The 23,692-nt window shown below is 67.5% G+C and carries 23 protein-coding genes; 15 read left to right on the forward strand and 8 right to left on the reverse strand.

What is annotated here, in order from left to right; translation table 11 throughout:
- Positions 1–3 precede the first annotated feature (3 nt).
- The 3 genes from AB0L70_RS09950 to AB0L70_RS09960 form a co-directional block, all read right to left on the reverse strand.
- On the reverse strand, positions 4–639 hold the full coding sequence (locus tag AB0L70_RS09950) for a dihydrofolate reductase family protein (RefSeq protein WP_363682083.1): 636 nt from the start codon (positions 637–639) through the stop codon (positions 4–6).
- A 106-nt stretch (positions 640–745) separates the two neighbouring features.
- Entirely contained in the window at positions 746–1,609 is an 864-nt protein-coding gene (locus AB0L70_RS09955; protein ID WP_363682085.1) for a transglutaminase-like domain-containing protein, read from the reverse strand.
- The gene (locus AB0L70_RS09960) at positions 1,609–2,460 is read right to left on the reverse strand and encodes a MerR family transcriptional regulator (RefSeq protein WP_363682087.1); all 852 of its coding nucleotides are present in this window, start codon (positions 2,458–2,460) and stop codon (positions 1,609–1,611) included. The genes AB0L70_RS09955 and AB0L70_RS09960 overlap by 1 nt, the downstream gene beginning before the upstream one ends.
- Before the next feature lie 89 nt (positions 2,461–2,549).
- On the opposite strand from AB0L70_RS09960, the gene AB0L70_RS09965 reads away from it, so the two are divergent.
- The 4 genes from AB0L70_RS09965 (at position 2,550) to AB0L70_RS09980 (ending at position 5,502) form a co-directional block, all read left to right on the forward strand.
- A complete protein-coding gene (locus AB0L70_RS09965; RefSeq protein ID WP_363682089.1) occupies positions 2,550–3,176 on the forward strand; it encodes a PadR family transcriptional regulator in 627 nt (208 codons plus the stop codon).
- A 78-nt stretch (positions 3,177–3,254) separates the two neighbouring features.
- Positions 3,255–4,556, forward strand: coding sequence for an alpha/beta fold hydrolase (locus AB0L70_RS09970; protein WP_363682092.1), 1,302 nt, complete (start codon positions 3,255–3,257; stop codon positions 4,554–4,556).
- Positions 4,553–5,050, forward strand: a complete 498-nt coding sequence (locus AB0L70_RS09975) for an RNA polymerase sigma factor (protein WP_363682094.1) — start codon at positions 4,553–4,555, stop codon at positions 5,048–5,050. Before AB0L70_RS09970 ends, AB0L70_RS09975 begins: the two co-directional genes overlap by 4 nt.
- Positions 5,047–5,502, forward strand: coding sequence for a hypothetical protein (locus tag AB0L70_RS09980; RefSeq protein ID WP_363682096.1), 456 nt, complete (start codon positions 5,047–5,049; stop codon positions 5,500–5,502). The genes AB0L70_RS09975 and AB0L70_RS09980 overlap by 4 nt, the downstream gene beginning before the upstream one ends.
- Here AB0L70_RS09980 and AB0L70_RS09985 read toward each other — a convergent pair.
- Both AB0L70_RS09985 and AB0L70_RS09990 read right to left on the reverse strand, forming a co-directional pair.
- Complete coding sequence (locus tag AB0L70_RS09985; RefSeq protein ID WP_363682098.1) at positions 5,489–6,229, reverse strand: SGNH/GDSL hydrolase family protein; 741 nt, start codon at positions 6,227–6,229, stop codon at positions 5,489–5,491. The genes AB0L70_RS09980 and AB0L70_RS09985 overlap by 14 nt on opposite strands.
- Before the next feature lie 145 nt (positions 6,230–6,374).
- Positions 6,375–6,689: a hypothetical protein gene (locus AB0L70_RS09990; RefSeq protein ID WP_363682100.1), complete on the reverse strand. Its 315-nt coding sequence runs from the start codon at positions 6,687–6,689 to the stop codon at positions 6,375–6,377.
- A gap of 176 nt (positions 6,690–6,865) precedes the next feature.
- Here AB0L70_RS09990 and AB0L70_RS09995 point away from each other — a divergent pair, with 176 nt between their 5' ends.
- The gene (locus tag AB0L70_RS09995; protein WP_363682672.1) at positions 6,866–9,301 is read left to right on the forward strand and encodes a BTAD domain-containing putative transcriptional regulator; all 2,436 of its coding nucleotides are present in this window, start codon (positions 6,866–6,868) and stop codon (positions 9,299–9,301) included.
- Positions 9,302–9,330: 29 nt separating this feature from the next.
- A complete protein-coding gene (locus AB0L70_RS10000) occupies positions 9,331–11,133 on the forward strand; it encodes a WD40 repeat domain-containing protein (RefSeq protein WP_363682102.1) in 1,803 nt (600 codons plus the stop codon).
- Here AB0L70_RS10000 and glgX read toward each other — a convergent pair.
- On the reverse strand, positions 11,130–13,226 hold the full coding sequence (glgX, locus tag AB0L70_RS10005; protein WP_363682104.1) for a glycogen debranching protein GlgX: 2,097 nt from the start codon (positions 13,224–13,226) through the stop codon (positions 11,130–11,132). The genes AB0L70_RS10000 and glgX overlap by 4 nt on opposite strands.
- 154 nt (positions 13,227–13,380) lie before the next feature.
- Here glgX and AB0L70_RS10010 point away from each other — a divergent pair, with 154 nt between their 5' ends.
- The 6 genes from AB0L70_RS10010 to AB0L70_RS10035 all read left to right on the forward strand — a co-directional run bounded on the left by AB0L70_RS10010 (position 13,381) and on the right by AB0L70_RS10035 (position 19,340).
- Positions 13,381–14,403 carry a Gfo/Idh/MocA family oxidoreductase gene (locus AB0L70_RS10010; RefSeq protein WP_363682106.1) on the forward strand — a complete coding sequence of 341 codons (1,023 nt, stop codon included), beginning with the start codon at positions 13,381–13,383 and terminating at the stop codon, positions 14,401–14,403.
- Positions 14,400–15,443 (forward strand): Gfo/Idh/MocA family oxidoreductase, encoded by a 1,044-nt coding sequence (locus AB0L70_RS10015; protein WP_363682108.1) that lies wholly within the window; start codon positions 14,400–14,402, stop codon positions 15,441–15,443. Before AB0L70_RS10010 ends, AB0L70_RS10015 begins: the two co-directional genes overlap by 4 nt.
- A 153-nt stretch (positions 15,444–15,596) precedes the next feature.
- Entirely contained in the window at positions 15,597–16,376 is a 780-nt protein-coding gene (locus tag AB0L70_RS10020) for an enoyl-CoA hydratase-related protein (RefSeq protein WP_363682110.1), read from the forward strand.
- Between the two features lie 2 nt (positions 16,377–16,378).
- Positions 16,379–17,362: a methyltransferase domain-containing protein gene (locus AB0L70_RS10025; protein WP_363682112.1), complete on the forward strand. Its 984-nt coding sequence runs from the start codon at positions 16,379–16,381 to the stop codon at positions 17,360–17,362.
- A gap of 9 nt (positions 17,363–17,371) precedes the next feature.
- Positions 17,372–18,235 carry an acyltransferase gene (locus tag AB0L70_RS10030; RefSeq protein WP_363682114.1) on the forward strand — a complete coding sequence of 288 codons (864 nt, stop codon included), beginning with the start codon at positions 17,372–17,374 and terminating at the stop codon, positions 18,233–18,235.
- A complete protein-coding gene (locus tag AB0L70_RS10035; protein ID WP_363682116.1) occupies positions 18,228–19,340 on the forward strand; it encodes a hypothetical protein in 1,113 nt (370 codons plus the stop codon). Before AB0L70_RS10030 ends, AB0L70_RS10035 begins: the two co-directional genes overlap by 8 nt.
- Here the strand turns inward: AB0L70_RS10035 and AB0L70_RS10040 are convergent.
- Positions 19,337–20,089, reverse strand: coding sequence for a methyltransferase domain-containing protein (locus tag AB0L70_RS10040; RefSeq protein WP_363682118.1), 753 nt, complete (start codon positions 20,087–20,089; stop codon positions 19,337–19,339). The genes AB0L70_RS10035 and AB0L70_RS10040 overlap by 4 nt on opposite strands.
- A gap of 41 nt (positions 20,090–20,130) precedes the next feature.
- On the opposite strand from AB0L70_RS10040, the gene AB0L70_RS10045 reads away from it, so the two are divergent.
- Together AB0L70_RS10045 and AB0L70_RS10050 are read left to right on the forward strand one after the other, a co-directional pair.
- Positions 20,131–21,033: a tyrosine-type recombinase/integrase gene (locus tag AB0L70_RS10045; protein ID WP_363682120.1), complete on the forward strand. Its 903-nt coding sequence runs from the start codon at positions 20,131–20,133 to the stop codon at positions 21,031–21,033.
- Positions 21,034–21,519: 486 nt separating this feature from the next.
- Positions 21,520–21,723 (forward strand): hypothetical protein, encoded by a 204-nt coding sequence (locus tag AB0L70_RS10050; protein WP_363682122.1) that lies wholly within the window; start codon positions 21,520–21,522, stop codon positions 21,721–21,723.
- Between the two features lie 181 nt (positions 21,724–21,904).
- Here the strand turns inward: AB0L70_RS10050 and AB0L70_RS10055 are convergent, their stop codons facing one another.
- The gene (locus AB0L70_RS10055) at positions 21,905–22,123 is read right to left on the reverse strand and encodes a hypothetical protein (RefSeq protein WP_363682124.1); all 219 of its coding nucleotides are present in this window, start codon (positions 22,121–22,123) and stop codon (positions 21,905–21,907) included.
- Here AB0L70_RS10055 and AB0L70_RS10060 point away from each other — a divergent pair.
- A complete protein-coding gene (locus tag AB0L70_RS10060; RefSeq protein ID WP_363682126.1) occupies positions 22,112–23,371 on the forward strand; it encodes an AAA family ATPase in 1,260 nt (419 codons plus the stop codon). The two genes, AB0L70_RS10055 and AB0L70_RS10060, sit on opposite strands and share 12 nt — an antisense overlap.
- The last annotated feature ends 321 nt before the right edge of the window (positions 23,372–23,692 follow it).

Raw genomic sequence — 23,692 nt, forward strand, 5'->3', positions numbered from 1 at the left:
CGATCAGGCACCCGTACGGGTGAAGGTCACATGAATGACCCCACTCGGCGAGGAGACCGACTCGATCGCGTAGTTCTGCTCGATGCCCTCGAGCCCGTCCCACAGGCGTATCCCACGGCCGAGCAGGATCGGGACCACCACCGTGTGCAGGTGGTCGATCAGCCCAGCAGCCAGGAAGTCACGGATCACGGTCGGACCGCCACCGATGCGCACGTCCCGGCCGCCGGCCGCGGCGCGGGCAGTCTCGAGCGCCTCTGCGGGCGAGGCGTCGATGAAGTGGAACGTCGTACCGCCCTCCATCTCGATCGACGGGCGCGACTGATGGGTGAGAACGAAGACCGGAGTGTGGAACGGCGGGTTGGGACCCCAGGCACCCTTCCAGTCGGGATCCTCGTGCCACCCGGGATGGCCGAACTTCCCTGCGCCCATGATCTCCGCGCCGATCGAGGACGTGTGCTCGTGGGCGAAAGCGTCGTCGACGCCGTTCGTACCGCCGGTCTGCTGCCACCACCGAGTGGCGAACAGCCATTGATGGAGCCTGTCCCCGGCGTGACCGAAATGAAGGTCTTTGCTCTGTCCTTCACCCGTGCCGAAGCCGTCGAGCGAGATGGAGAAGTTGTGAACGCGGGCGAGTGACATGGTGATACTCCTGTTCTCATGCGTCGTGATCGCTGTCACGAGAAGGTCGGAGCGAACCAGCCGGCTTTGACATCACCAGGGACGCCAATCGCACTCACCCTGGCAATCAGGTGAGGTCCACCCAGGTGAAGTTGCCGTCGCTGGCGGGGGAGGTGACGAAGGAGCGTCCGGTGAAGGTGAGGGCGGGATTGGTGCGGTACACCTCGGCGGCTTCCTTGGTCGCGGTCTCGTCTCCGTTGTCGGAGGCATCCATCAACCCGGCGATGCGGTCGGTGAGGTCGAGGTCGGCGCCGGTCAGGTCGGGGTCCGACATCTCGCCCCAGTTGTCCCACAGCAGAAGCTCGTCGCCGTTCAGGTGCGCGAGCTGGAGGTGGACGTAGTTGCGGATGAACCACTCGCCACCGATCGGTGAGTCGGGACCGATGCCGAACACCTCCGCGTCGAGCGCGCCGGCCCGGACGCCGAGCCAGACCTCGGCCGCCGAGCGGAACGGGCCGCGGGGCATGTCCTGGACGTCGAACGGGCGGTCCTCGGCCGGATCGATCTGTGCGTCGAACATCACCCAGCGATCGCCGTTCCAGTACTCCGCGACCACGTGATCGTGGTTGTACCCCTCGGCGAAGTAGTCCCCGAACCCGATCCGGCTGCGGGCCGGGATCCCCTGGTGGCGCAGCATCGAGACGAACATCAGCGTGTAGTCGCGGCAGCAGCCGACCACGTGGTCGACCGGCTCACGTCGTACGGCGAGCGCCGTACCGTTGCGCTTCTGGTCGGTCTCGAGCATCGCGGACACCCACCGATGGTCGATCTCGGCCAGCCGGTCGCCGGTGAACTCGATACCTCCACCGCGGTAGTGGATCAGCAGGTTGCGGACCACCGCGCCGATCGCGGGGATGTCGTGCGGCAGCGCGTCGTACAGGCCGGCGTGGACGCCGGGATCGCTGTACCGGGTCTGAACTGTGTAATCCATCAGGCGTTCCTCTCAAGAATGGGTACGGCGATGTCGACGGCCGGCTGGTCGCGTGGGCCCAGGTGGCAGTCGGGCGGGTAGACCTCGCGCGGTGGGCCGCTGTCGGGTAGTCCGTGCGCGCGGATCCAGTCGTAGACCAGGTCGTACGCGAGCATGATCCGCGGGAACGAGCACTCGTCCATCGTGATCCGGCAGTACGCCTCGCGATGGGCCGGTTCGACCCGGATCGCGATGGACCCGGACGGATCGACCAGCCCGGTGAACGGCATGCACACCTCGACGGTCGCCTCGGCCTCCGGTGTCACGGCGCCGTGGAAGATCACCCACGATTCGCCGGTCTGGGTCGCCCCCGCGGCGATCAGGTGCGCGCGGATCTCGTACGTCGACGACACGATCACCCCGACCAGCGACTGCTGATCGGTATCGGTCCGGATCGCCGCGATCTTCGTCTCCGGTACGTCGCGGAGCTGCACCGGACGCGGGGTCAGGCCAGGGGTTCCGGACCGCGAGAGCCGATCGCGCAGGTACTCCAACGTCGCCCGTCGTGCCGCGGTCGTCGCCTCCTGCGCGGTCCACCACCGGTCCAGCCGGATCAGCGCTTCCTCGTCGGAACCCGCGAGTACCTCGGCGATCTTGGTCAACGGCATGTCGAGTTGCCGCAGCACGCTGATCCGGCGGGCGCGCTCCAGTTGGCCGACGGAGTACTGGCGGTATCCGTTGACCGGGTCGACCCGGGCCGGGGGGAGCAGCCCGGAGACGTCATACAGGCGGAGCGCCTTGTGCGAGAGGCTGGACCGGCGGCCGAACTCGCTGATCGTCAGCTCGCCGTCGGTGTCGTGTGAGCCGTTCATGGATGTCAGTGAACACCCTGCCCCAGGGGCAGACGGAAGCTTTTGCGCGAGGCTTGCGTTAGAGACGGTAACGATATATCGTTAGTGTCATGAACAATATCGAGGAGGATATTATGAACACCCCCAACGAACGAGAAGGCCGCCGACGCGGTCACCATCACCCCCGCCGCGGTGGACCGCGGATGGGAGAAGGCATGCCGATGCACGGCGACCGACGTGGTCGCGGTGGTCGTGGTCCGGGACGCGGCTCAGGCCGTGGACGGGCTCCGCGCGGCGATGTCCGAACGGCCGTCCTGATGCTGCTCGCCGAGGAGCCGATGCACGGCTACCAGTTGATGCAGGCCATCGCCGACCGCAGCGGCGGACGCTGGACCCCCAGCCCCGGCGCGATCTACCCGACCATCAACCAACTGGAGGACGAGGGCCTGGTCACCGTGACCGCGGAAGCCGGCCGCAAGCTCGTCACCCTGACCGATTCCGGCCGTGAGTACGTCGACGGACGTCGCGAAACCGCGACCGATCCCTTTGCCGGCTACGCGACAGCCGAACCCGCCAACGACCTCCGCGGCCTGATCGAGGAGCTGCACTCAGCCACTCGGCAGGTTGCCCGCACCGGCTCCGAGGACCAGCGCACAGCAGCCGCCAAGATCCTCACCGAGGCCCGCCGCTCCCTCTACCTGCTGCTGGCCGACGGCCCCCGGGCTTCCGAAGCCTGAGACCTGCGTCACGCAGGGAACGTTTCGGCAGCACGACTCCTCTTCCCGGATGTTCAACACATCTGAGGAGGGGTCGGGATGGGGTCTCGAAGGCTCGCCGCGGGCGCGCACATCCTGCTTGCGGCGGTGCACATCTACTGGGCGACGGGTGCAACCTGGCCCGCGTCCGACGAGCGATCACTCTCCCGAGCGGTCCTCGGCGGGGAAGCGTCCTTCGCTCCCCACGTGGTGCTGCCACTCGCAGCGCTGCATCTACTGCTGGCATTAGCGGTGCTCCGGTCTGACCGGTCCGCACTCGCCAGAATCGTAGTAGCCGGCCTCGCCGCAGGCCTGGCAGCCCGGGCCACTCTCGGCCTGGTGTGGGCCTTCACCGCCACCGGTACTGCGTTCTTCTGGCTCAACCTGTTCCTCTACACCCCCGCCTGTGTGGCACTCCTGGCGATGGACGTCAGACTGCTCCAGGCCAAGTGGCTCAAGCGACTGGTCATTCCACTACCCGTCATCGGCGTAGTACTGGTCAGCTTGCTGGCCTACGGCTACCAGCCGACAGCCCAGCCGAATCCGGAGCCGTCAAAGGACTCCCGGTACGTCGATACGCCGGTTGCGCGGTTCCACTACCTGCAACGCGGCACCGGCGCACCCGTAGTGCTCCTGTCGCCCGGCGCCGCACCCGCGTCCGCCTGGCAGCCTGAGCTCGAGGCCTTGTCCAAAACCCATGCCGTGTACGTCGTGGATCTCCCCGGTCAAGGGGAGACCCGGCTGCACGGCATGGGTTTTGCCTTTGATCTGGACGCGATGACCGGAGCGCTGGGGGAGTTCCTGGACCAGCTGAACCTGCAACACGTCGTACTGGGTGGGAACTCCTGGAGCGGCGGCTGGGGACTCGCCTACGCGCAGCGGCATCCCGAGCGGGTGTCCAAGCTGCTCCTGCTCGCTCCTTCCGGTCTGGCCGAGCCGGACCCGGCGAGCTGGGAGGTCCTCAAGCTTCCACTCGCCGGTGAACTGCTGGCGAAGCTCGGTGCGAGTCGTACCGCAGTACAGACCGCGGTCCGGGATCTCTTTGTCCACAAGGATCTGGTGACTCCGGCGCTGGTCGACCAGATGTGGGTGCCGGGGACGTATCGTGACAACGTCCGGGCGATGTACGCGCTGGAGCGCGGCCTCGACTGGCGCGTCACCCAGGCGGCGCTGCCGTCGACGCGGCAACCGGTCCTGGTCGTCTGGGGTGAGGAGGACAGCGTGCTTCCGGTCACGCAGGCGAAGCGCTTCGGCGACTTGTTGCCTCACGCAACGGTACGGACGTTGCCCGGCTGCGGTCATGCGCTCACCCTGGACTGCGCCGGCCGGGTCACGCCGTTGCTGGAAGAGTTCCTGGCGTGATCGAGGACCCGGAGCGTCTCGTGCGCGCGGCCCAAGGCGGTGACACGCTCGCGATGAACGACCTGTTGGACCAGCTCACGCCGTACGTCGGGCGGATCTGTGCGCCGATCGCGTTGGGCAACGGCGCGGACGCGACCCAGGAAGCGCTGATCGCGGTGTTCAGATCGCTGCGTACGTTGAAGGAGCCGGCCGCGCTGTTCGGTTGGGTCCGGGCGATCGCGGTCCGGGAGGCGATCCGGGTGGCGCGACAGGACCAACGGCAGGTCGCCGCCGACCTCGCCGAGCTGCCGGCTCGCGGTGATCCGCAACTGGCGGTCGACGTACGGGACACCTTGGCGAGGCTGTCTCCCGAGCATCGTGCGCTGCTCGTGCTGCGTGATCTCGAAGGGTTGGACGAGCGGGACGCGGCGGCCCTGCTCGAAGTGCCCACAGGTACGGCGAAGTCGCGGCTGCACCGGGCCCGCGCAAGCTTCCGGAAGGTGTGGTCGTCATGAACAACTGGCCGGAAGTCGAGCTGACCGAGGTCGAGCGTTTTCGCGCCCTCGCGGCGGGCGTCCCCGGCGCTGCCGTCACCGAAAGGGTGCTCGCGGCTGCTCCCGAGCGGGTGATGGAGTCGCTCGCTGATCTGGACGTGTTTGCGACGATCCAGGCCGATCTGGTGTCGGCCACGTTGCTCGAGCGGGACGGCGATCGGGTCGTCGTACTCGCCCGGGGCAAGCGAGGACAACGGGCGCGACTTGTCGGTCAGCTGCGGCCCGGGTGGTGCTGGTTGCAGAGCCGGTTCCTGATCATCGGTATGGCGGTCGCCGCCGAGCCAGGTGGTGGCACACGGGCCGCGCTGACCGGCGGGATCCGGGTGCCGGGACGGGCTGCGATCGTTCCGTTGCGAGTGCGGCAGGAGAGCGCCAGGACGATGGATCGGCTCGAGCGGCTTATGCAGGCCTGAGGACGCCGGCCGGAAGGGCGGCGAGCAGGGCGTCGGCGTGGCGGCGGTACCCGAGGTTGTTGGGATGGAAGTTGTCGGGCGCCAGCATGCCGCGCCACGGGGGACGGGCGTGGCGAGAGACCTCGGCGACCGGGAGACCGCGTGAGCTGGCTGTGGTGTTGATGAGTTGGTTGATGCCCGCGACGTAAGGGCTCGCGACGCCGCCGATGCGCCAGAAGCGGTCGGGGACGGTGAGATCCATCATCACGGACGAGGACGGCAGGCGGTCGATCACCTCACGCAGGTGGTCGCGGAAACGCTTGGGCGGCGTACCCAGGATGTCGTTGCTGCCGATCCCACAGGTCACGAGCGCCGGCTGCAACCCATCGACCAGTGGCAGCTGGTCGGCCAGCACGTGCTTGGTCTGAGCGCCGGACCGCGACAGGTTGAGCACCCGCCACGGACTGCCCGTACGCCGGAGTGCGTTGAGCACCTGACCGACGTACCCATGCAGCGGCGACGACGCCCCTAACCCCTGCGCGGTCGAGTCACCAAGCACCACCCACAGTGGCCCGTCCGCGGCTAGCGCCTTCTCGTTCTGCCGGGTCCAGTACTCGGCGTACGTCTTCGCCTGCACGTCGACATACGCGACTCCGTCCACCCACCGACGGAACGCCAGCCGTGAATTCGTCCGCTCGGCCTCGCCCCAATGCATGACGGCCTGGTGCAGCGCACCGATCGGTGTCATACGTTCACGGGCCTCACGGCGCAGCAAAAACATCGGTCCCCCCAGACATGAACACCAGGTGACCAGCGAATGTACTGGAGGAAGGTTAACAACCCTCAGAGCGCCTGCCGGGACCCCCAGCACGGTCCCGGCACCTCGTTTGCGGTCAGACGGGATGCGCCGCTGAGCGGTCTCGGCGGCGCTGCACGCCGAGTGTGATCCCCAGTCCTATGCCACCCAGGGCGATGCCGCCCAGGGCGCCGAGCGTGGCTGAGCTCACGTCGACTGCAGATGCAGGCGGTGTTGGCGCGGTCGGACGATCGGGGCTTTGCTCGATGGATCCCCCACGAGGTTCGGGGAGCAGTTGGGCCATCGCCGGTGTGGCGGTGGTGATGAAGGCGACGCTGACTGCGGCGCCGGCGGCCAGCCGGGCGAGCCGGATGGTCATGGACTGTTTCGTGGTGCGTACGGCGTTGGTCATCGCGTCCTCTCCTCTTCCGGCGGGATCTCCGTGATCGGTGGTCCGGTTGCGCCTCGAGGTCGTGGTCTCGTTGTCCCGGTTGTCGGTATCGGATCGGCGGTTGCTGGTATCAGCGCGGTATCGACGACCTTGACGGGTGTCCCCAGGGGGTCGAGAGTCGAGGAGTGGGTATCGCCGTGCTCGGCCCACTAACCATCGAGGGGGAGTGGAGGAACCTCGCACGACGCGACCGCGTCGTCCTGGCCGCACTGGCAGTGCATCCGGGAGAGGTTGTCAGCGCTGGGGCTCTGGCTGACGCGTTATGGGGAGAACGACCGCCCGCCTCAGCGGCCAAAGTGATCCAAGGCTGCGTGTACCGGCTACGGAAGCTGCTCGGCAGCCATGCGATCGAGACGTCGACGGACGGTTATCGGCTGACCGTTCCACCTGACCAGATCGACAGCCAACGCTTCGAGCATGCCGTGGCCCGGGCAGGTGTGTTGCTGGCGGCCGGCGAGGCAGAGCGTGCTGCGGTCGTGCTGTCCGACGTACTGACGCTCTGGCGTGGTAGACCGTTCGACGAGGTGGCGGACTGGGACGTTGCCCGGATCGAGGTCGCCCGGCTGACCGAACTACGGCAGCTCGCGCAGGAGTCGTACGTCGAGTCTTCGCTACGGTCCGGTGGCCATGAGGGGGTGCTGGGCAAGGCCCAGGCTCTCACCGCGGAAGCACCCCTCCGCGAGCGGCGATGGGCCCTGCTTGCGACAGCGCAGTACCAGGCCGGCCGGCAGGGGGAGGCGCTGGAGACACTTCGGCGGCTGCGGGTGGTACTCGACAACGAGCTCGGGCTCGACCCGAGCCCGGAGATCGATGCGCTCGAGCAGGCGATCCTGCGCCAGGATCCGGCGCTGGTCGTTCCGAGCGCCCCGCCGGAACCGAGCACGGTCTGTCCGTACCAGGGACTGAAGCCGTACGACGTCGACGACGCCGAGCTGTTCTTCGGCCGGGACGACGAGGTCGCCACCGGGTTGCGGAAGCTGGCCGACCGTTCGATCCTCGCGGTCGTCGGACCGTCCGGCTGTGGCAAGTCCTCGCTCATTCGGGCCGGCATCGCTGCTTCGCTCCGCAGCGACCGCCGGCAGGTCGTGACGATCACACCAGGGCTCCACCCCGTGCGAGCGCTCGCCGCCGCGCTACCAGGCCAGGGCCTGCTGCCCACTCTGGTCGTCGACCAGTGCGAGGAAGTCTTCTCGCTGTGTCCGGACGCGGCCGAGCGAGCGGCGTTCCTGACCCGGTTGACCGATCACGCCGCGACGGCGCCACTGATCCTATCGTTCCGCGCCGATCGGCTCGCCGACATCTCCTCCCATCCCGGATTTGCCCATGCCGTGGAGAACGGCATGCACCTGCTTACCGCCATGTCCGAGGCGGACCTCCGGGTAGCCATCACCGAACCTGCGCGGATCGCATCACTGGTCGTGGAACCCGGACTGGTGGACCTCCTGGTTGCTGATGTCGCCGGCCAGCCAGGCGCTCTTCCGCTGATGTCGCACGCCTTGGCTGAGACCTGGCAACGTCGGGAAGGTCGCACGCTGACGGTCGCGGGATACCGCGCGTCCGGCGGCATCCAAGGAGCTGTGGCTCAGTCTGCCGAGCAGATCCATGGGCGACTCTCGCCCGAGCAACAGCCGATGTTGCGGGACCTCCTGCTGCGCCTTGTCACACCAGGCCCCGATGGCCAGCCGGTCCGCAGCCGGCTGCCGAGACGAACCGTGGTGACCGGTCCCGAGTCAGACGTGCTGATCGATCTGCTGATCAGTTCGCGCCTCGTCACCAGCGACGACGGCGTCGTCGAACTCGCTCATGAGGCGCTCGCGCGGGCATGGCCACGCCTGCGCGGTTGGCTCGAGGATGATCTGGAAGGCCAGCAGATCCTGCATCACCTCACCCAGGTCGCCGACTCGTGGGAGTCGCTTGGGCGTCCGGAGAGTGAGTTGTATCGAGGTGTTCGCCTCGCAAAGGCCCTGCAATGGCAACAGGACGCAGCGCCGGTCCTCACCGCAACGGAATCCGAGTTCCTCGCCGCAGGAGAACGGCTCTCGGCCGCAGAGCTGCACGCCGCCGAGGAGCGCGCCCGGCAGCAGATCCGGGTGAACAGGCGGCTACGAGCCGCGCTGAGCACGGCAGCGGTCCTACTGGTCGGCGCATTGATTGCCGGGTTGCTCGCCGCAGGGCAGGCCGGGCGAGCTGACCGGCAGGCCGCCGCCGCTGACCAGGCCGCCGTGGCCGCCGACGCGGGCCGGGCCGGAGCGAAGGCCGTGGTACAGACCGACATCGACACCTCCGTGCTGCTCGCCGTGGCCGGCGTTCGTATGAAGGAGTCGCCGGAGTCGCGGGCAAATCTTCTGGCTGCGTTGGCCAAACACCCACAGCTAGTCAGGTCGATGAAGACCGAGAAGCTGGCCTCCTACGGCATCCAGGTGACCGCCGACGGGCGCCGGGTGCTCCTGTACGACGCCAACGGCACCGTGCTGCTATACGACCTGGCAAGTGGCCGGCGACTCGCGGCGCACCGTCCCGCGAACGCTCGTCCGGAGCAGTGCACCTGGACCTCCTGGCGCCGTTCGCACTGAGCTCGGCTGATCGTGAGCTGGCAGTCGGGATGCCGCCTCCAACCAACGAACCGGTACGACTGCTCGCTCCCACTACCCTCCGGCCTACCGGCCGACGGCTGCCCGGCTTCCCCCGGACCCCGGCTCGAGCGACGCATCTGGCCTACAGCCGCGACGGCAACACGCTCGTCGCGATGATCCAGTACTACGGCGACGGCGTCGCGAACGACTTCAGCAGCGGCGGTGTGTTCGTGTGGGATGTGCGTCCTGGCCGTCCACCGACGTTACGTCGAACGATGCCGCTATCGGCTGAATCGGTGCAGGATGTGGCGGTCAGCCCGACGGGTGACCGCATCTACACGACCAAGCCGGTCGCAGCGTACGACGTTGCCTCCGGCAAGCAGCTGTTCATCCGGCCCGAACTGGCGTTCGGAGCGTCCGACCTCAGTCCGGACGGCAAGACACTGGCGCTCGGATCCGAAGCCACGGACACAGCCGGCCCCGACTACGATGATGCACTCTTGCTCGACGCGGTGACCGGACGTACCCAGCAAAAGCTGAGCCGCCACACGAACAACCTCTTGGGCGTGAAGTTCTCCCACGACGGGAAGCTTCTTGTCTCCAGAGGAGCCGATCTGGGCCTCGTGGTGTGGGACGTGGCAGCAGGATCGGCGCTGGAGGACATCCCGATCTCAGAGGGCGACACGCTCACCGCCGCGTTCAGCCCGGACGACAAAACGCTCTACACATCAGCGGGTGACGGCGCGCTGCGCAGCTGGGATCTCACCGGGAACCGCAGGTACGTCACACGCGTGAAGAACTCGACTGGTTTCGAGTTGAGCTGCCGAATCATCGCACCCGGCGGCAAAGTCGTCTACCGGCTCGTCGAGACCAGCCTCGACCCTGTGGACGCCGGTGGACAAGGTGGCACCTTCGTGAACTCCGCGACCGGGAAGGCAGTCCGCTTCGACGCGACCCACATGGGCGATTCGACGAACAGTTGCGGCACTTGGCATCCGTCCGGGAACAGGTTCGCCTTCGGCAACACCGATGGCGAGGTCTTCGTCCTTGACGTTCGCAGCGGCCGCCTGCTGGCGAAGCGGAAGGTGTCGGCCACGCCTGTACTCGACCTCGACTACAGCGGACTCGACGGCAGTCGGCTCGTCATCGGTACCGAGGGTGGCGCGGCCCTGCTGCTCGACGCGGAAACCCTGCAGCCGCTGCGCCAGCCGGTCCAGATCGGTGCTTCGCTTGCGTGGTTGTCGGCCAGCCCGGACAACCGTTCCGCCTTTGTGCTGACCGGCGGACGCAACATCTCGGACCGACTGGACGTCCCGTCCACAGGCTGGGCGATGGTCGATCTGGCCGCGGGCACAGTACTTCGGCGCGGGAAGCTCCCGGTGATCGATCCTGAATTGGTCGCCTTCGCTCCGAACGGCAAGCGGGTAGCTATCGGCAGCGCCGCGGGACATGTGTTGATCGTTGACCCTGCCACCGGTAGGACGGCGGCGCCACCGCAACTCGTCCACCAGGGCTTGACCAACGGTCTCGCCTTCTCCGCAGACAGTTCATTGCTTGTGTCGTCCGGCTGGGACGGCAGCGTCAGCCTCTTCGACGGAGCCACGGCGGCGCTCCTCGGTTCGATAGTCACCCCGAACCAGCAACTGGTCACCGCCGACTTCCTCGCCGACGGCCACACCGTGATGATCGCCGCGTACGACGACGGGATCTACCGCTGGGACACCCGGCTGGAGCATGCGATCGAGACAGCCTGCCGGATGGCCGGCAGGGATCTGACCGAGGCGGAGTGGCGGGATAACTTCGGTAATCGGCCGTACCGGAGAACCTGCTAGAGCGCGCGGAGCAGCACCAGGCAGCGGGGGGCGAGGGGGACGGTGGCGCCGGCTTCTACCTCGGTGACCATGCTGTAGCTGGTGTCGAGGACCACCTCGTACGCCGGTGCCCACGAGGCGTCGGGTACGACGACCGGGCGGGTTTCGGCGGTCGCGTTGAGGGCCAGGAGGAACGAGTTGTCGGTGAGCGCGTTGCCCTGGGCATCCGTGGCGCGGAGGGCGTCGCCGGCCAGGAACATGCCGATCGTGCGGAGGTTGCCGTCGTACCAGTCGGCGTCGGTCATCTCGCCGCCGTGCGGTGCGATCCAGGACAGGTCCTTGCGACCACCTGGTACGACAGGGCCGCCGGAGAAGTAGTGCCACTGGCGCAGGACCGGGTGGGCCGCCCGCAGTGCGAGCAGTTGCCTGGTCAGCTCGAGGTGTTCGGACCACTCCGCGGGCAGAGTCCAGTCGAACCAGGAGATCTCGTTGTCCTGGCAGTACGCGTTGTTGTTGCCGCGCTGGGTCCGCCCGCACTCGTCCCCGGCGGTGATCATCGGTACGCCGGTGGACAGGATCAGCGTGGACATCAGGTTCGCCATCTGGCGTTTTCGCAACGCGACGACACCGGCGTCATCGGTCTCACCCTCGTAACCGCAGTTCCAGGACCGGTTGTCGTCGGTGCCGTCGCGGTTGTCCTCGTGATTCGCCTCGTTGTGCTTGTGGTCGTAGCTGACCAGGTCCCGCAGGGTGAACCCGTCGTGCGCGGTGACGAAGTTGATCGACGCGTAGGGGTAGCGCCCGTCGTCGCCGTACAGGTCGCTGGAGCCTGAGAGGCGGTAGGCGAGGTCCTTGACCCCATCCGAGGTGTTCCGCCAGACGTCGCGGACGCTGTCGCGGAACTTGCCGTTCCACTCCGACCACGGCGTACCGAAGTTGCCGACCTGGTAGCCGTACGCGCCGACGTCCCACGGCTCGGAGATCAGCTTGACCCGGCCGAGGACCGGATCGGCGGCGACCTCGGCCAGAAACGGGTGGTCGATCGTGTCGACCTCGTGCCGCTCGTTGCGGATCAGCGTGACGGCCAGGTCGAACCTGAACCCGTCGATGCCCATCTCCTCGACCCAGTAGCGCAGCGAGTCCATCAGCAGCCGGCGGACCTGCGGATGCGAGGTGTCGACCGAGTTGCCGGTGCCGGTGACGTCGTACATGGTGCCGCCGTGCGACAGCCGGTAGTACGCGCGGTTGTCGATGCCGCGGAAGCTCAACGTCGGCCCGTCGAACCCGCCCTCGGCGGTGTGGTTGTAGACCACATCGAGGATCACTTCGATGCCCGCGGCATGGAAGGCGGCGACCATCGCCTTGAACTCGGCCACCTGCTCACCGCGCGAACCCGCCGACGAGTACGGCGCGTGTGGGGCGAAGAACCCGAGGGTGTTGTAACCCCAGTAGTTCGGCAGGCCCCGAGCCGCGATCGACGGCTCGGTGAGGAAGTGATGGATCGGCAGCAACTCGACCGACGTCACCCCGAGCTCGGTCAGATAGTCGATCACCGACGGGTGCGACAGACCGGCGTACGTGCCGCGCTGATGCTCGGGTACGTCGGGATGCAGCTTGGTGAAGCCCTTCGTGTGCAGCTCGTAGATGACCGTCTCGCCCCAGTGCACCGGGCGACTGATCGGCGGCGGCGGTTCAGAACCGGCGACCACGACGCTGACCGGGACATGTCCGGCGGAATCGCCGTCGGAGGAGTCGTAGATCAGCGGGCTGGCGAAGTCCAGCGCACCGTCGATGGCCCGCGCGTACGGGTCGAGCAGCAGCTTGGACGGGTTGAAGCGGAGCCCGTGCGACGGGTCGAACGGGCCGTGCACCCGGTACCCGTACCGCTGGCCGGGACCGACACCGCCGACGAACCCGGTCCAGAACTCTCCGGTCTGCGCCAGGTCCAGGTTCCGCTGGCTGCCGTCGTCGCCGACCAGCGCCAGCTCGACGCGTTCGGCCGCGGGGGCCCACAGGGTGAACGTGGTCCCATCGGTCTGGACCACTGCCCCCAACCGAGGCTGGTCCTCGGGCGGTGGGCCGAGAGCACTCGGGGCGGCGGTCGCGTCGGTCACCGGCACATTCTGCACAAGACCTCTCGAACCGTCGCGGTGGCGGGGGGACTTCACGTTATCAATCGTGGTTGTGTTCGTGAGACGGTTGTTGCGAACGTCTCTGCGCAATGATACGCAAGAACCGTTACTAATTTACCCGGGACTTAGGGGCCTCATGTCGGAACAGTTGGCCGGTCTGACCGTCGGTCTGATCGGTGCGGGCAACATCTCACACGTCCATGTCGCCGCCTGGAAAGCGCTCGGTGCCCGAGTCCTGGTGTACTCCCTCGAGGGTGCGCCCGAGCTCGCCGAGCAGTACGGGCTGGAGGTGATGCCGACGCTGGAAGCCCTCCTGCCGGAGGTCGAGTTCGTCGACGTCGTCACCCCGTCGGCGACCCACAAGGAGATCACGCTGGCCGCGATCAAGGCCGGTACGAACGTGATCTGCGAGAAGCCACTGACGCTCACGGCGGCTGATTCCCACGAGGTCATCGACGCGGCCAAGGCCGCCGGCGTGCGCCTCTACCCGGCCCACGTGGTCCGGTTCTTCCCGGCCTACAAGGCGGCGTACGACGCGATCCAGGCCGGCCGGATCGGGCCGGTCGCGGTGGCCCGGTTCTTCCGCCAGGCCTCGTCGCCGGCCGGTGCGGGCTGGTACCGCGAGGTCGACCGCTCCGGCGGCGTGATCATGGACCTGATGGTCCACGACCTCGACCATGCCCGCTGGCTCTGCGGCGACGTCACCAGCGTGTACGCCGTGCAGAACCCGCCGACCGTGGACGGGATCAGCCCGGTCAACGTGGCGGCGCACGTGACGCTGACCCATGACACCGGCGCGATCAGCCACTGCCGTGCGACCTGGGGCGCGACGGGTACGACGTTCCAGTCCGGATTCCAGGTGGCCGGGGCGACCGGCGTACTGAAGCACAAGTCCACCGAGTACTCGGGCATCACCGAGGAGCTGCAGGGCGGTGACGAGGGTGGCGACCTGCTGATCCCGGCATCGACGCTGGGGGAGAGCCCCTACCTGTCGCAGCTCCGTGAGCTTGCGATCGGCCTGCGCGGTGGGCCGGAACCGCGCGTACTCGCGTCGGACGGCGCGACCGCGGTGTACCTGGCCGAAGCGGCCCGTGCCTCGATGGAGACCGGCCGTGTGATCGACATGAAGACCTTCGTCTCGACGGGAGCAGTGGCATGAGCTTGAAGGTCGCGATCGCCTCGTTCGCCCACACCCACGCCGCCGGCTACGCCTACCTGTTGGCCGGCATGCCTGATGTAGAGGTGCTGGCTGCCGATCCGGACGGTGCAGCCGCGCCGGACGCCGGACCGCGCGGCGCTGACTTCGCTGAGCGGATCGGTGTGCCGTACGTCGACTCGTACGACGAACTGTTCGCCTGGGGACCGGATGCGGTCGTGGTGACGTCGGAGAACGCCGGCCACCGCGCACTGGTTGAGCGGGCCGCAGCAGTCGGTGCCCACGTGCTCTGCGAGAAGCCACTGGCCACCGAGGTCGAGGACGGCGAGGCGATGCTCGCTGCGTGCGAGGCCGCCGGGTCGATCCTGATGATCGCGTACCCGGTCCGGTTCGCGCCGTCGTACCTGCGGCTGCGCGCCATGGTCGAAGCCGGCCGGCTCGGTGACGTGTTCGCCGTACTGGGGACGAACAACGGGAAGATCCCGTTCGAGCAGCGCCAGTGGTTCACCGACGCGAAGTTGGCCGGTGGGGGCGCGCTCGTCGACCACACCGTGCACTGTGCCGACCTCATCGACGGACTGACGGGCGGTGCATCGGCAACCCGCGTGTACGCCGCGGCCAACCGCATCCTGCACCAGGACAAGGGTGTGGCCGTCGAGACCGGTGGTTTGGTCACGGTCAACTACGACAACGGGCTGCTGGCAACGATCGACTGCTCGTGGAGCGTGCCGGACAACGGTCCGACCTGGGGTGGCGTCACGCTGCAGGTCACCGGGACCAACGGATCAGTGGAGATCGAGCCGTTCCTGCCGCACGTCGGTGGCACGGACGAGTCCGGTGAGGTGTACCTCGCGATCGGCGGCAACCTCGACGAGTCCCTGCTCGCGACCTTCCTCAAGGCAGTCCGCGAATCCGGCCCGGCCAAGCCCGGCACGACGCCCGCCGTCGTACCCCAGCCCGACGGCAACGTCGGTCTGCGAACCCTCCGCATCGTCGACGCCGCCCGCCGTTCGGCGACCTCGGGTCAACCCGTGGACGTGTGACACTCACCAACCTGTTCCGAAGGCCGTCGCGCACGCTCAGCGGCGGCCTTCGCGGCAGGTTGCAGGGGGTTTACTGAGTGCGGCAGATCCGGGTCCGGTACGGTTCCGGGGATGTGACCGGCGGGTAGACCTTGGCGTGTTAGGAGCGACGTGATGGGCGAGTTCGTCAATCTCACCGTGAGCGACGGTGTGGGCACGATCCGGTTGGACCGGCCGAAGATGAACGCGCTGAACGTCCAGGTCCAGGAGGAGATCCGGGCCGCGGCACTCGAGGCGACGGCGAACGACGACGTCCGCGCGGTGGTGATCTACGGCGGCGAGCGGGTGTTCGCGGCCGGTGCGGACATCAAGGAGATGGCCGACATGTCGTACGCCGACATGGTCAAGCGCTCCGGTCTGCTGCAGTCCTCGTTCACCGCGGTTGCCGCGATCCCGAAGCCGACGGTCGCGGCCATCACCGGATACGCCCTGGGTGGTGGCTGCGAACTGGCCCTGTGCGCCGACTACCGGATCGCCGCCGAGGACGCCAAGCTCGGGCAGCCGGAGATCCTGCTCGGCATCATCCCAGGCGCCGGCGGCACCCAGCGGATGTCCCGGCTGATCGGGCCCTCCAAGGCCAAGGACCTGATCTACACCGGCCGTTTCGTGGACGCCGCCGAATCACTGTCGCTGGGCTTGGTCGACAAGGTCGTGCCGGCAGCTTCTGTTTATGAGGAAGCCGTCGCCTGGGCCTCGCAGTTCTCGGCCGGAGCCGCGCTGGCGCTGCGGGCAGCCAAGGAGGCGATCGACTCCGGGCTCGGCGTGGAGCTGACCACCGGTCTGGAGATCGAGCGGCAGCAGTTCGCCGCGCTGTTCGCCACCGAGGACCGCGCGATCGGGATGAAGTCCTTCGTCGAGAACGGCCCCGGCAAGGCCGAGTTCAAGGGAATCTGAAAGTGACCACCTCTGCAGCGAAGCCCGCCGCGACCGCCGAAGAGATCGAGGCGGCCTGGAACGACAACAAGCTCGCCCAGGTGCTCTACCACGACTGGGAAGCCTCGACGTACGACGAGAAGTGGTCGATCTCGTACGACGAACGCTGCGTCGCCTACGCCCGCGACCGGTTCACCGCGATCGCCGGATCCGACGGCTGGCCGTACGGGAAGTCGCTGGAGATCGGTGCCGGCACCGGCTTCTTCACGCTGAACCTCAAGCTGGCCGGTGTTCTCGCCGAGGCGCACGTCACCGACCTCTCGCCGGGCATGGTCGAGGCGGCCAAGAAGAACGCGAAGACCCTCGGGTTCGCGGTCGAGGGCCGGGTCGCGGACGCGGAGAAGCTCCCGTACGACGACAACACCTTCGACCTCGTCATCGGGCACGCGGTGATCCACCACATCCCCGATGTCGAGCTCGCCTTCCGCGAGATGCTGCGGGTCCTCAAGCCGGGTGGCCGCTTCGTCATCTGCGGCGAACCCACCCGGTACGGCGATTTCGTGGCGCGCCGCTTGTCCCGGTTCACCTGGTGGGCGACGACCAACGTGACCAAGCTACCCGCATTGATGGACTGGCGCCGGCCGCAGGCCGAGCTGGACGAGTCGTCCCGGGCTGCGGCACTGGAAGCGGTCGTCGACCTGCACACGTTCGACCCGGACACGTTGGCCCGGATGGCTTCGCGGGCAGGTGCGACGGACGTTCGCACCGTCACGGAGGAGCTGCTGGCCGCGTGGGTCGGGTGGCCGATCCGGACGTTCGAGGCCGCCGTACCGGAGCAGAAGCTCGGTTTCGGCTGGCGGATGTTCGCGTACAAGTCGTGGCTGCAGCTGTCGAAGGTGGACAAGGTGCTGGCGAGCGTCGTACCTGACGAGCTGTACTACAACGTCTCGATTACTGGAACCGCCCCGACCGGGGCGGCGGGGCGGGGAAGGAATCAAGCGCAGTAGGGTTACTGAATGCGGTTGTTGACCGCGGCGAATCTGGGCTGGGTGGTGCGCCACCGGGCCTGGACGCCGTACTACCTGAAGCGTTACTGGCGGTTCGCCTGGTTCAAGTTGCGCCACCCCCACGTGATCACCGAGGGATTCGTTTTCCTGGGCAAACATCTCGAGGTGGTGGCGCGGCCCGGTCACGGCCGGATCATCCTCGGCAAGTGGGTGCATCTGGGTGATGAGACCCGGCTGCGGGCGCACGAGGGCACGCTGCGGATCGGCGAGAAGGTGGTGTTCGCCCGCGACGTGACGGTGAACTGCTACCTGGACATCGAGATCGGTGCGTCGACGCTGATCGCGGACTGGACCTACATCTGCGACTTCGACCACAAGACCGAGGATCTCGACCTGCCGATCAAGGACCAGGGCCTGGTGAAGTCGCCGGTCCGGATCGGCCCGGACTGCTGGCTGGCCACCAAGGTGACCGTGACGCGCGGAACCGACATCGGCCGCGGCGTGGTGATCGGCGCGAACAGTGTTGCCCGTGGCAACATTCCTGCGTACGCCGTGGCCGCCGGAGTGCCGGCGGTCGTGGTCGGCGATCGGACCAGCCGGTACGCCGCCGGCGAGGCTCGCCGCAAGTACTTGGCCGGGCTCGCCGAGGCCAACGACCGGACCCGGGAGCGACTGCACACCGGCGCTCCGCCGGAGCCTCCTCCCGAGGCCCCTCGGGAGGTTCCGGTAGAGGCTGAAGACGTGGTGGAAGACAAAGAGGATGACGGTGAGGGGTTCTCAAGTTACTCACCGGTCGGGCACTATGTCCCGCACGAAGCGTCGCAAGCCCCTCACGATCGGTTGAGTGTCGGAAAGGAGATCCACCGTGGCTGATCAGGCCGGGGCGGAGCCGTCCGCGGCTCAGCGGTCCCTGCTCGACGAGGCCGCGGCGGACGACTCGATCGCCTTGGCCCGGATCCGCGCGGTCGACCCGGTCCCGATCGTGACGGAACCCGGTGGCGCTACGTTGGAACCAGTGCTTGAAACGAATGATCCGGATGTGGGCGTGAATCGTAAGTTGGACCCAGAGGTACAGGCAGTGGACGGCCAGACAGCGGCACCGGCCCCGATCGCGGGTGCCCGGCGCAGGTTGTCGCCGCGCCCGGTCCCGGTGAGCCGGCGTAGGAGACCGCCGGCTCCAGAGCCAGTAGTGGTGGCAGCAGTGGTGACGGACGAGGAACCGACCCCGGCTGAGGAGATGGACGACGTGGGTACACACGACGAGAAGGCGACGGCGGCCGACGCCGAGAAGAAGGCCTCGGCGGGCGACACGCCCGCCGGCACGCCGTCGAGCGGTTCGGGGACGGCGACCGCCACGAAGCCGGCCCGGGCGAAGACCGCGGCGGAGATCGTCGCCGAGCAGCGGGCCCGGGAGAAGGCGGCGGCCGAAACGCCTGCTGCCGAGGCTTCCGGTGCTGAATCCGGCCCTGAATCCGGCAAGAGTGCGGCCGCCTCGGAGGAGGCCGCACCCAAGGCGGGCTCGACTGCGGATCCCGCGCAGACCTCGGTGACCAAGCCGGTCGCCAGGGTCGCCTCGACCGGCGGGACCGGTGCCTCAGGCAACAAACCGCCGACGGGACGGAACACGGGCGGTTCGTCGTCCGGGCGCGGGGCGGCGGACAAGGGCAAGCAGGCGTTGAGCTCGGTGGGTTCCGGCGTACGCAAGCTGCGCAACCTGATCGCGTCGCTGATCTGGCTGGTCGCTGTACTCGTGGCCGCCGTACTGGCGCTCGGTGCGCTGTTCACCGCGCTCGACCAGACCAACCAGAGCAACGAGATCGTGCGCTGGATCCTGGAGCGCGGGCACGACCTGGTCGGCCCGTTCAAGGACCTGTTCCGGCTCGAGACCGCGAAGAACACCCTGCTGGTGAACTGGGGGATCGCGGCGCTGGTCTACCTGATCGCCGGCAAGATCATCGAACGCTTCGTGCGTCCCTAGTTCTTCGGTGTTGCTACCAGCATGAGGTCGAGAGATTCGTCCAGGTTTCCTGGGCGGATCTCGAAATCCTCGTGGTGCGTGCTCTGCACGAGTCCGGCCAGGTTCTCGTCCCACTCGTCGTGCCCGGTGGCCAGTTGAGCATCGACGCATGAGCCGTACCGCGCCTCCCACGCGCTCAATGTGGAGCCATGGTGGAGACCCAGCGCCTGCGTGATCTCGAAATGCGGCTCGAGTAGTTCGACGAACTCGGCGGCTGTCAGTTCGCGGGTGTGGTACCAGTTCCCGCTCGGGAACGTCAGGCGATTCGGCGTACTCAGGACGAGGGTGCCTGTTGCCTCGACTATGCGCGCGCACTCCTCGATGAAGCGCGGCTGCTCCCAGAGGTGCTCGATCGTCTGCAGTGACGTGACCAGGCCGAACGTGCCGGCGGCGAACGGGGTCTGGACGAGATTGCCGCGGACCGGATTGACCTGTGGATAAACGCGTCGGACGTGCTGCAACGTCGTATGTTCATAGTCGAGACCGGTGACCGATTCCGCCCCTGCCAGGCGGAGCAGTTCGGCGCCGTAGCCCTCGCCGCAGCCGGCGTCGAGGACGCGACCGGTCCGCTCGACCGCAAGGTTGGCCGTGATCCAGCGATAGGCGGCGTCATGGCGCGCGAACCAATAGTTCTCGTGCCAGATCCCCGGAGCGGTTCGCTCGCCCGTTAGCTGCATGACCTGCGGAAACGCGGCCTCATGGCTCTCCATCACGGATAGCATAAAGGACACTCGCGGGATAACCTAGACCCGTGGCCGAACTCATAGACGATCTCGCTGCTTCGTGGATCCGGGATCTGCGCGCCGCGGACAGGTCGCCGAAGACGATCAAGCAGTACATGCTCGCGGTGGATCAGTTCCGCGACTGGCTGATCGCACACGACCGGCCGGCGGTCGCCGAGTCGATGACGAAGCACGCTATTGCGACCTGGCTCGGCGACCTGGCAGAGCTGGGCCGCGAGCCTGCGACGCTCCAGATCCGGTTCAAGGGACTCCACCGGTTCATCCTCTGGCTCGTAGCTGAGGAGGAGCTCGACCGGGACCCGATGGCCGGACTCCAGGCCGCTACGGTGAAACCGAAGCCGGTGCCGCTGATCTCCGACGACGACGTGACGAAGCTCCTCCGTACCTGTGAGGGCAAGGAGTACGCCGACCGTCGCGATCAGGCGATCCTCCGGGTGCTGTTCGACTGCGGGATCCGGATCAGCGAGTGCGCCGGCCTCCAGGTGGGAGACGTGGACCTGAAGCACCACGATGTTGTGCATGTCCACGGGAAGGGCGACGTCGACCGCGCGGTGCCGTTCGGTGCGAAGACCGGCCGCGCGCTCGACCGCTACCTGAGGGCACGGCGCGACCACCGCCTCGCCAACACCACTGACGCGTTGTGGCTGGGGATCCGCGGTGGGCTCACTGACGACGGCGTTGAGTATGCGCTGAAGAAGCGAGCCCGCGAGGCAGGCATCGAGCACATCCACGCTCACCAGTTCCGGCACGGGTTCGCGCACAGATGGCTGCTGTCCGGCGGCCAGGAGCGGGACCTGAAGCGGCTGGCAGGCTGGCGCTCCGACGCCATGCTTGAGCGGTACGGCAACTCTGCAGCTGATGAGCGAGCCCGCGAGGCGTTCAAGCGGATGAGACTGGGGGACCGGCTGTGAGCGAGCTGCCAAGAAGTACCTCGGAGTACCTGGCCCAGCACGACGCTCGAGTCATTCTCACCGTCTACTGCGGCGAGTGTGCAGCCGAGCGGCGGAAGGACCCGAGTCCGCTTGGTCACGTGCTGCTTAGTCCCGGTGGGGTCAAGTTCTGGCACACGACCTACCGTGTCCGCGGTCAGCAACGGCTGCCATCGGCTCAGTTGCTGGAACATCCCAGACTCTCCCGGCCTGATATCCCTGAGAGTCTGACGGCGGGCTGCCAGCGACATGGACTCGGCAGCGTGGCGACTACCGATGTGCTCAACGCGCGCGGTACCGTTGTGCTAACGAAGGCCACCGCGTAGCGCGGATCTCCGGAGATGGCATCCCGGACATGCCCTGGAGGGCTGTCCGTTGCCTGCCCGAACACCCGAGGAACGCTCGCTAGTCGCCCGGATCGCTGCCGCTGAACGCTGGGGTCGTACTCCCGACCGCGTCGCGGCCACGATGCCAGCCCGCGCTGGCCTCCGCGCCAAGTTCGCCCGCGAGATCGACCCCGACGGCACACTCGATCCTGCCGAGGTAGAGCGCGGCGTCGAGCAACTGCTGCGCGCGCACATGATGCGCATGTCACTGAAGGCCAAGGCCACCCGCCGACAGTCCCGAGAGCCGGTCGCCGCTGCCGAGGCAGGTGGCCCGGATGCCGCCTGAGACAAGAGAACGCCCCGGGGGTCAGACCGGGGCGCCATCGAGCAGCTCTGAAGGCTCTCACGACCAAGGTACCCGAACCCGCCAGTGGTGGGTCTCAACTGGCCCCCGCGGCGGCTTCCACGTGGACGTGGACACGATCGCCGAACAGCTGATCCGTGATGCTTTCCGCGACAGCCTCGCCTCACATTGGCACCGCCGAGCCACACAGCTGGCCGCGGGGCTCAGCCGGCCCGGAGATCTCGCCGGCCGGATGACGCCAGAGCAGATCGCCGAACGCGATCAGAGGATCCGGAATGACATTGCCCGGTGCTTGCGTCACGCCGGACTGCTCGCCGAAGGAGACCCGTTCTCCGAGGACGTCGCGGCCGTAGTTCGGGAGGTGGCGTAGATGGCCTCTCATCGCCCCGGCTGCGACATGGCCGGACTCACCTTCTGGGAGCAAGCAGGCATGAACTGCACCTGTACCCATGTTCCCGCAGTGTTCCCGGGGAACGGGGTACAGACCACGAATGGGGCTGTACCCGCGTTCCCCACCTATGTCCCCGGGAACGGGGAACACTCACTCAGCCCGCTCCCGGGGCTGTTCTACGACGTAGCAGGGATGCTCGATGGCGGACTGCCTGACCCACCCGCGCCTGTCGTAGGAACGCGCACCGATGGGCACGCGCTGTTCTACGCAGGTCAGGTGAACCTGGTATTCGGCGACCCCGAGTCAGGCAAGACGTTCCTGTGCTTGGCCGCGTGTGCAGAGGCGCTCAGCCGCGGACGTCGGGTTCTCGTCATCGACCTCGACCACAACGGGCCGTCAGCCACGATCGATCGACTGCTGATGCTCGGTGCGCAAGAGAGCGCACTGGCCGACTCGAGCCGGTTCCTGTACGTCGAACCCGAAGATGCACCGCATCTGATGGCCGTCATTACGGCGGCGATCGCATGGGGTCCGGCTCTTGCCCTGATCGACTCCGTTGGCGAACTGCTGCCCGTGTTCGGGTTCTCCTCGAACTCGCCCGATGACTTCACGCTCGTCAACAGTCGGGTACTGAAGCCCCTGGCTGTAGCCGGCGCGGCAGTGCTCGGGATTGACCACCTCGCTAAGGGCACCGAGAGCCGTACGTCAGGTCCTACTGGCACGGCAGCCAAGAAGCGCGCGGTGGGTGGCGTCTCGGTCCGGATCACGCTGAAGGACGCCTTCACGCCCGGACGTGGTGGAGCAGCTGCCATCACGATCCACAAGGACAGGCATGGCGGGCTGCGCCAGCACTGCCCACCACCAGACGGAGGAGAGGCGTACGCGGGCACGTTCCTGCTGAAGGCAGAGGACGACGGCACCACGATGTGGTGCATCACGGCCCCCGAGCTCGGAGACCGCGCGCCGGCTGGTGTGGCCGAGGCGGATATAGACGCCCTCGACCTGCTCGACCCGCCACCGGCCTCGGTCAGGGACGTGAAGGCGCGTCTCAACTGGCGTACCGACAGGGCGTCAGCAGTGCTCCGCGAGTGGCGTACCCGTGTTCCCCACACAGAGCTGGGGGAACGGGGAACACTCGATCTCTCGGTACCGCAGGAGGCAGTCTGCCCCGCGTGCTCTCGGCTGCAAGAGCGCTATGACCCGTCGTGGGTGTGCGCCGAGCATCGGGAGGCGTCATGACCATGCGCGTTGCGTATCGCTGCCAGACCTGCGGCCTGGTCCTCGACGTCGGGGATAGGCGTGCATGGTGCGCAACCTGCCAGCCGCCCCCACCACCACCCAAGCAGCGGGACTACGACCCGTACGCGCGGCCTCGGGAGAGGGGTGACGACCGGTGACGGAGCCTTCGGTTTTCAGATCAGCTGCCCCTTGTGACCGCACTCATCTGACCCTCTGTGCGTACGGGTCTGGAGATCTGACAAGTCTGGGAGGCGAGCAGGTTCTTTGTCCTGCGCGGCTGCACATGACCGCACTCATGCCTCCACACACACGGACCGTCCG

Source organism: Kribbella sp. NPDC051952, from assembly GCF_040680855.1.
In the GTDB taxonomy this organism is placed as follows: Bacteria; Actinomycetota; Actinomycetes; order Propionibacteriales; family Kribbellaceae; genus Kribbella.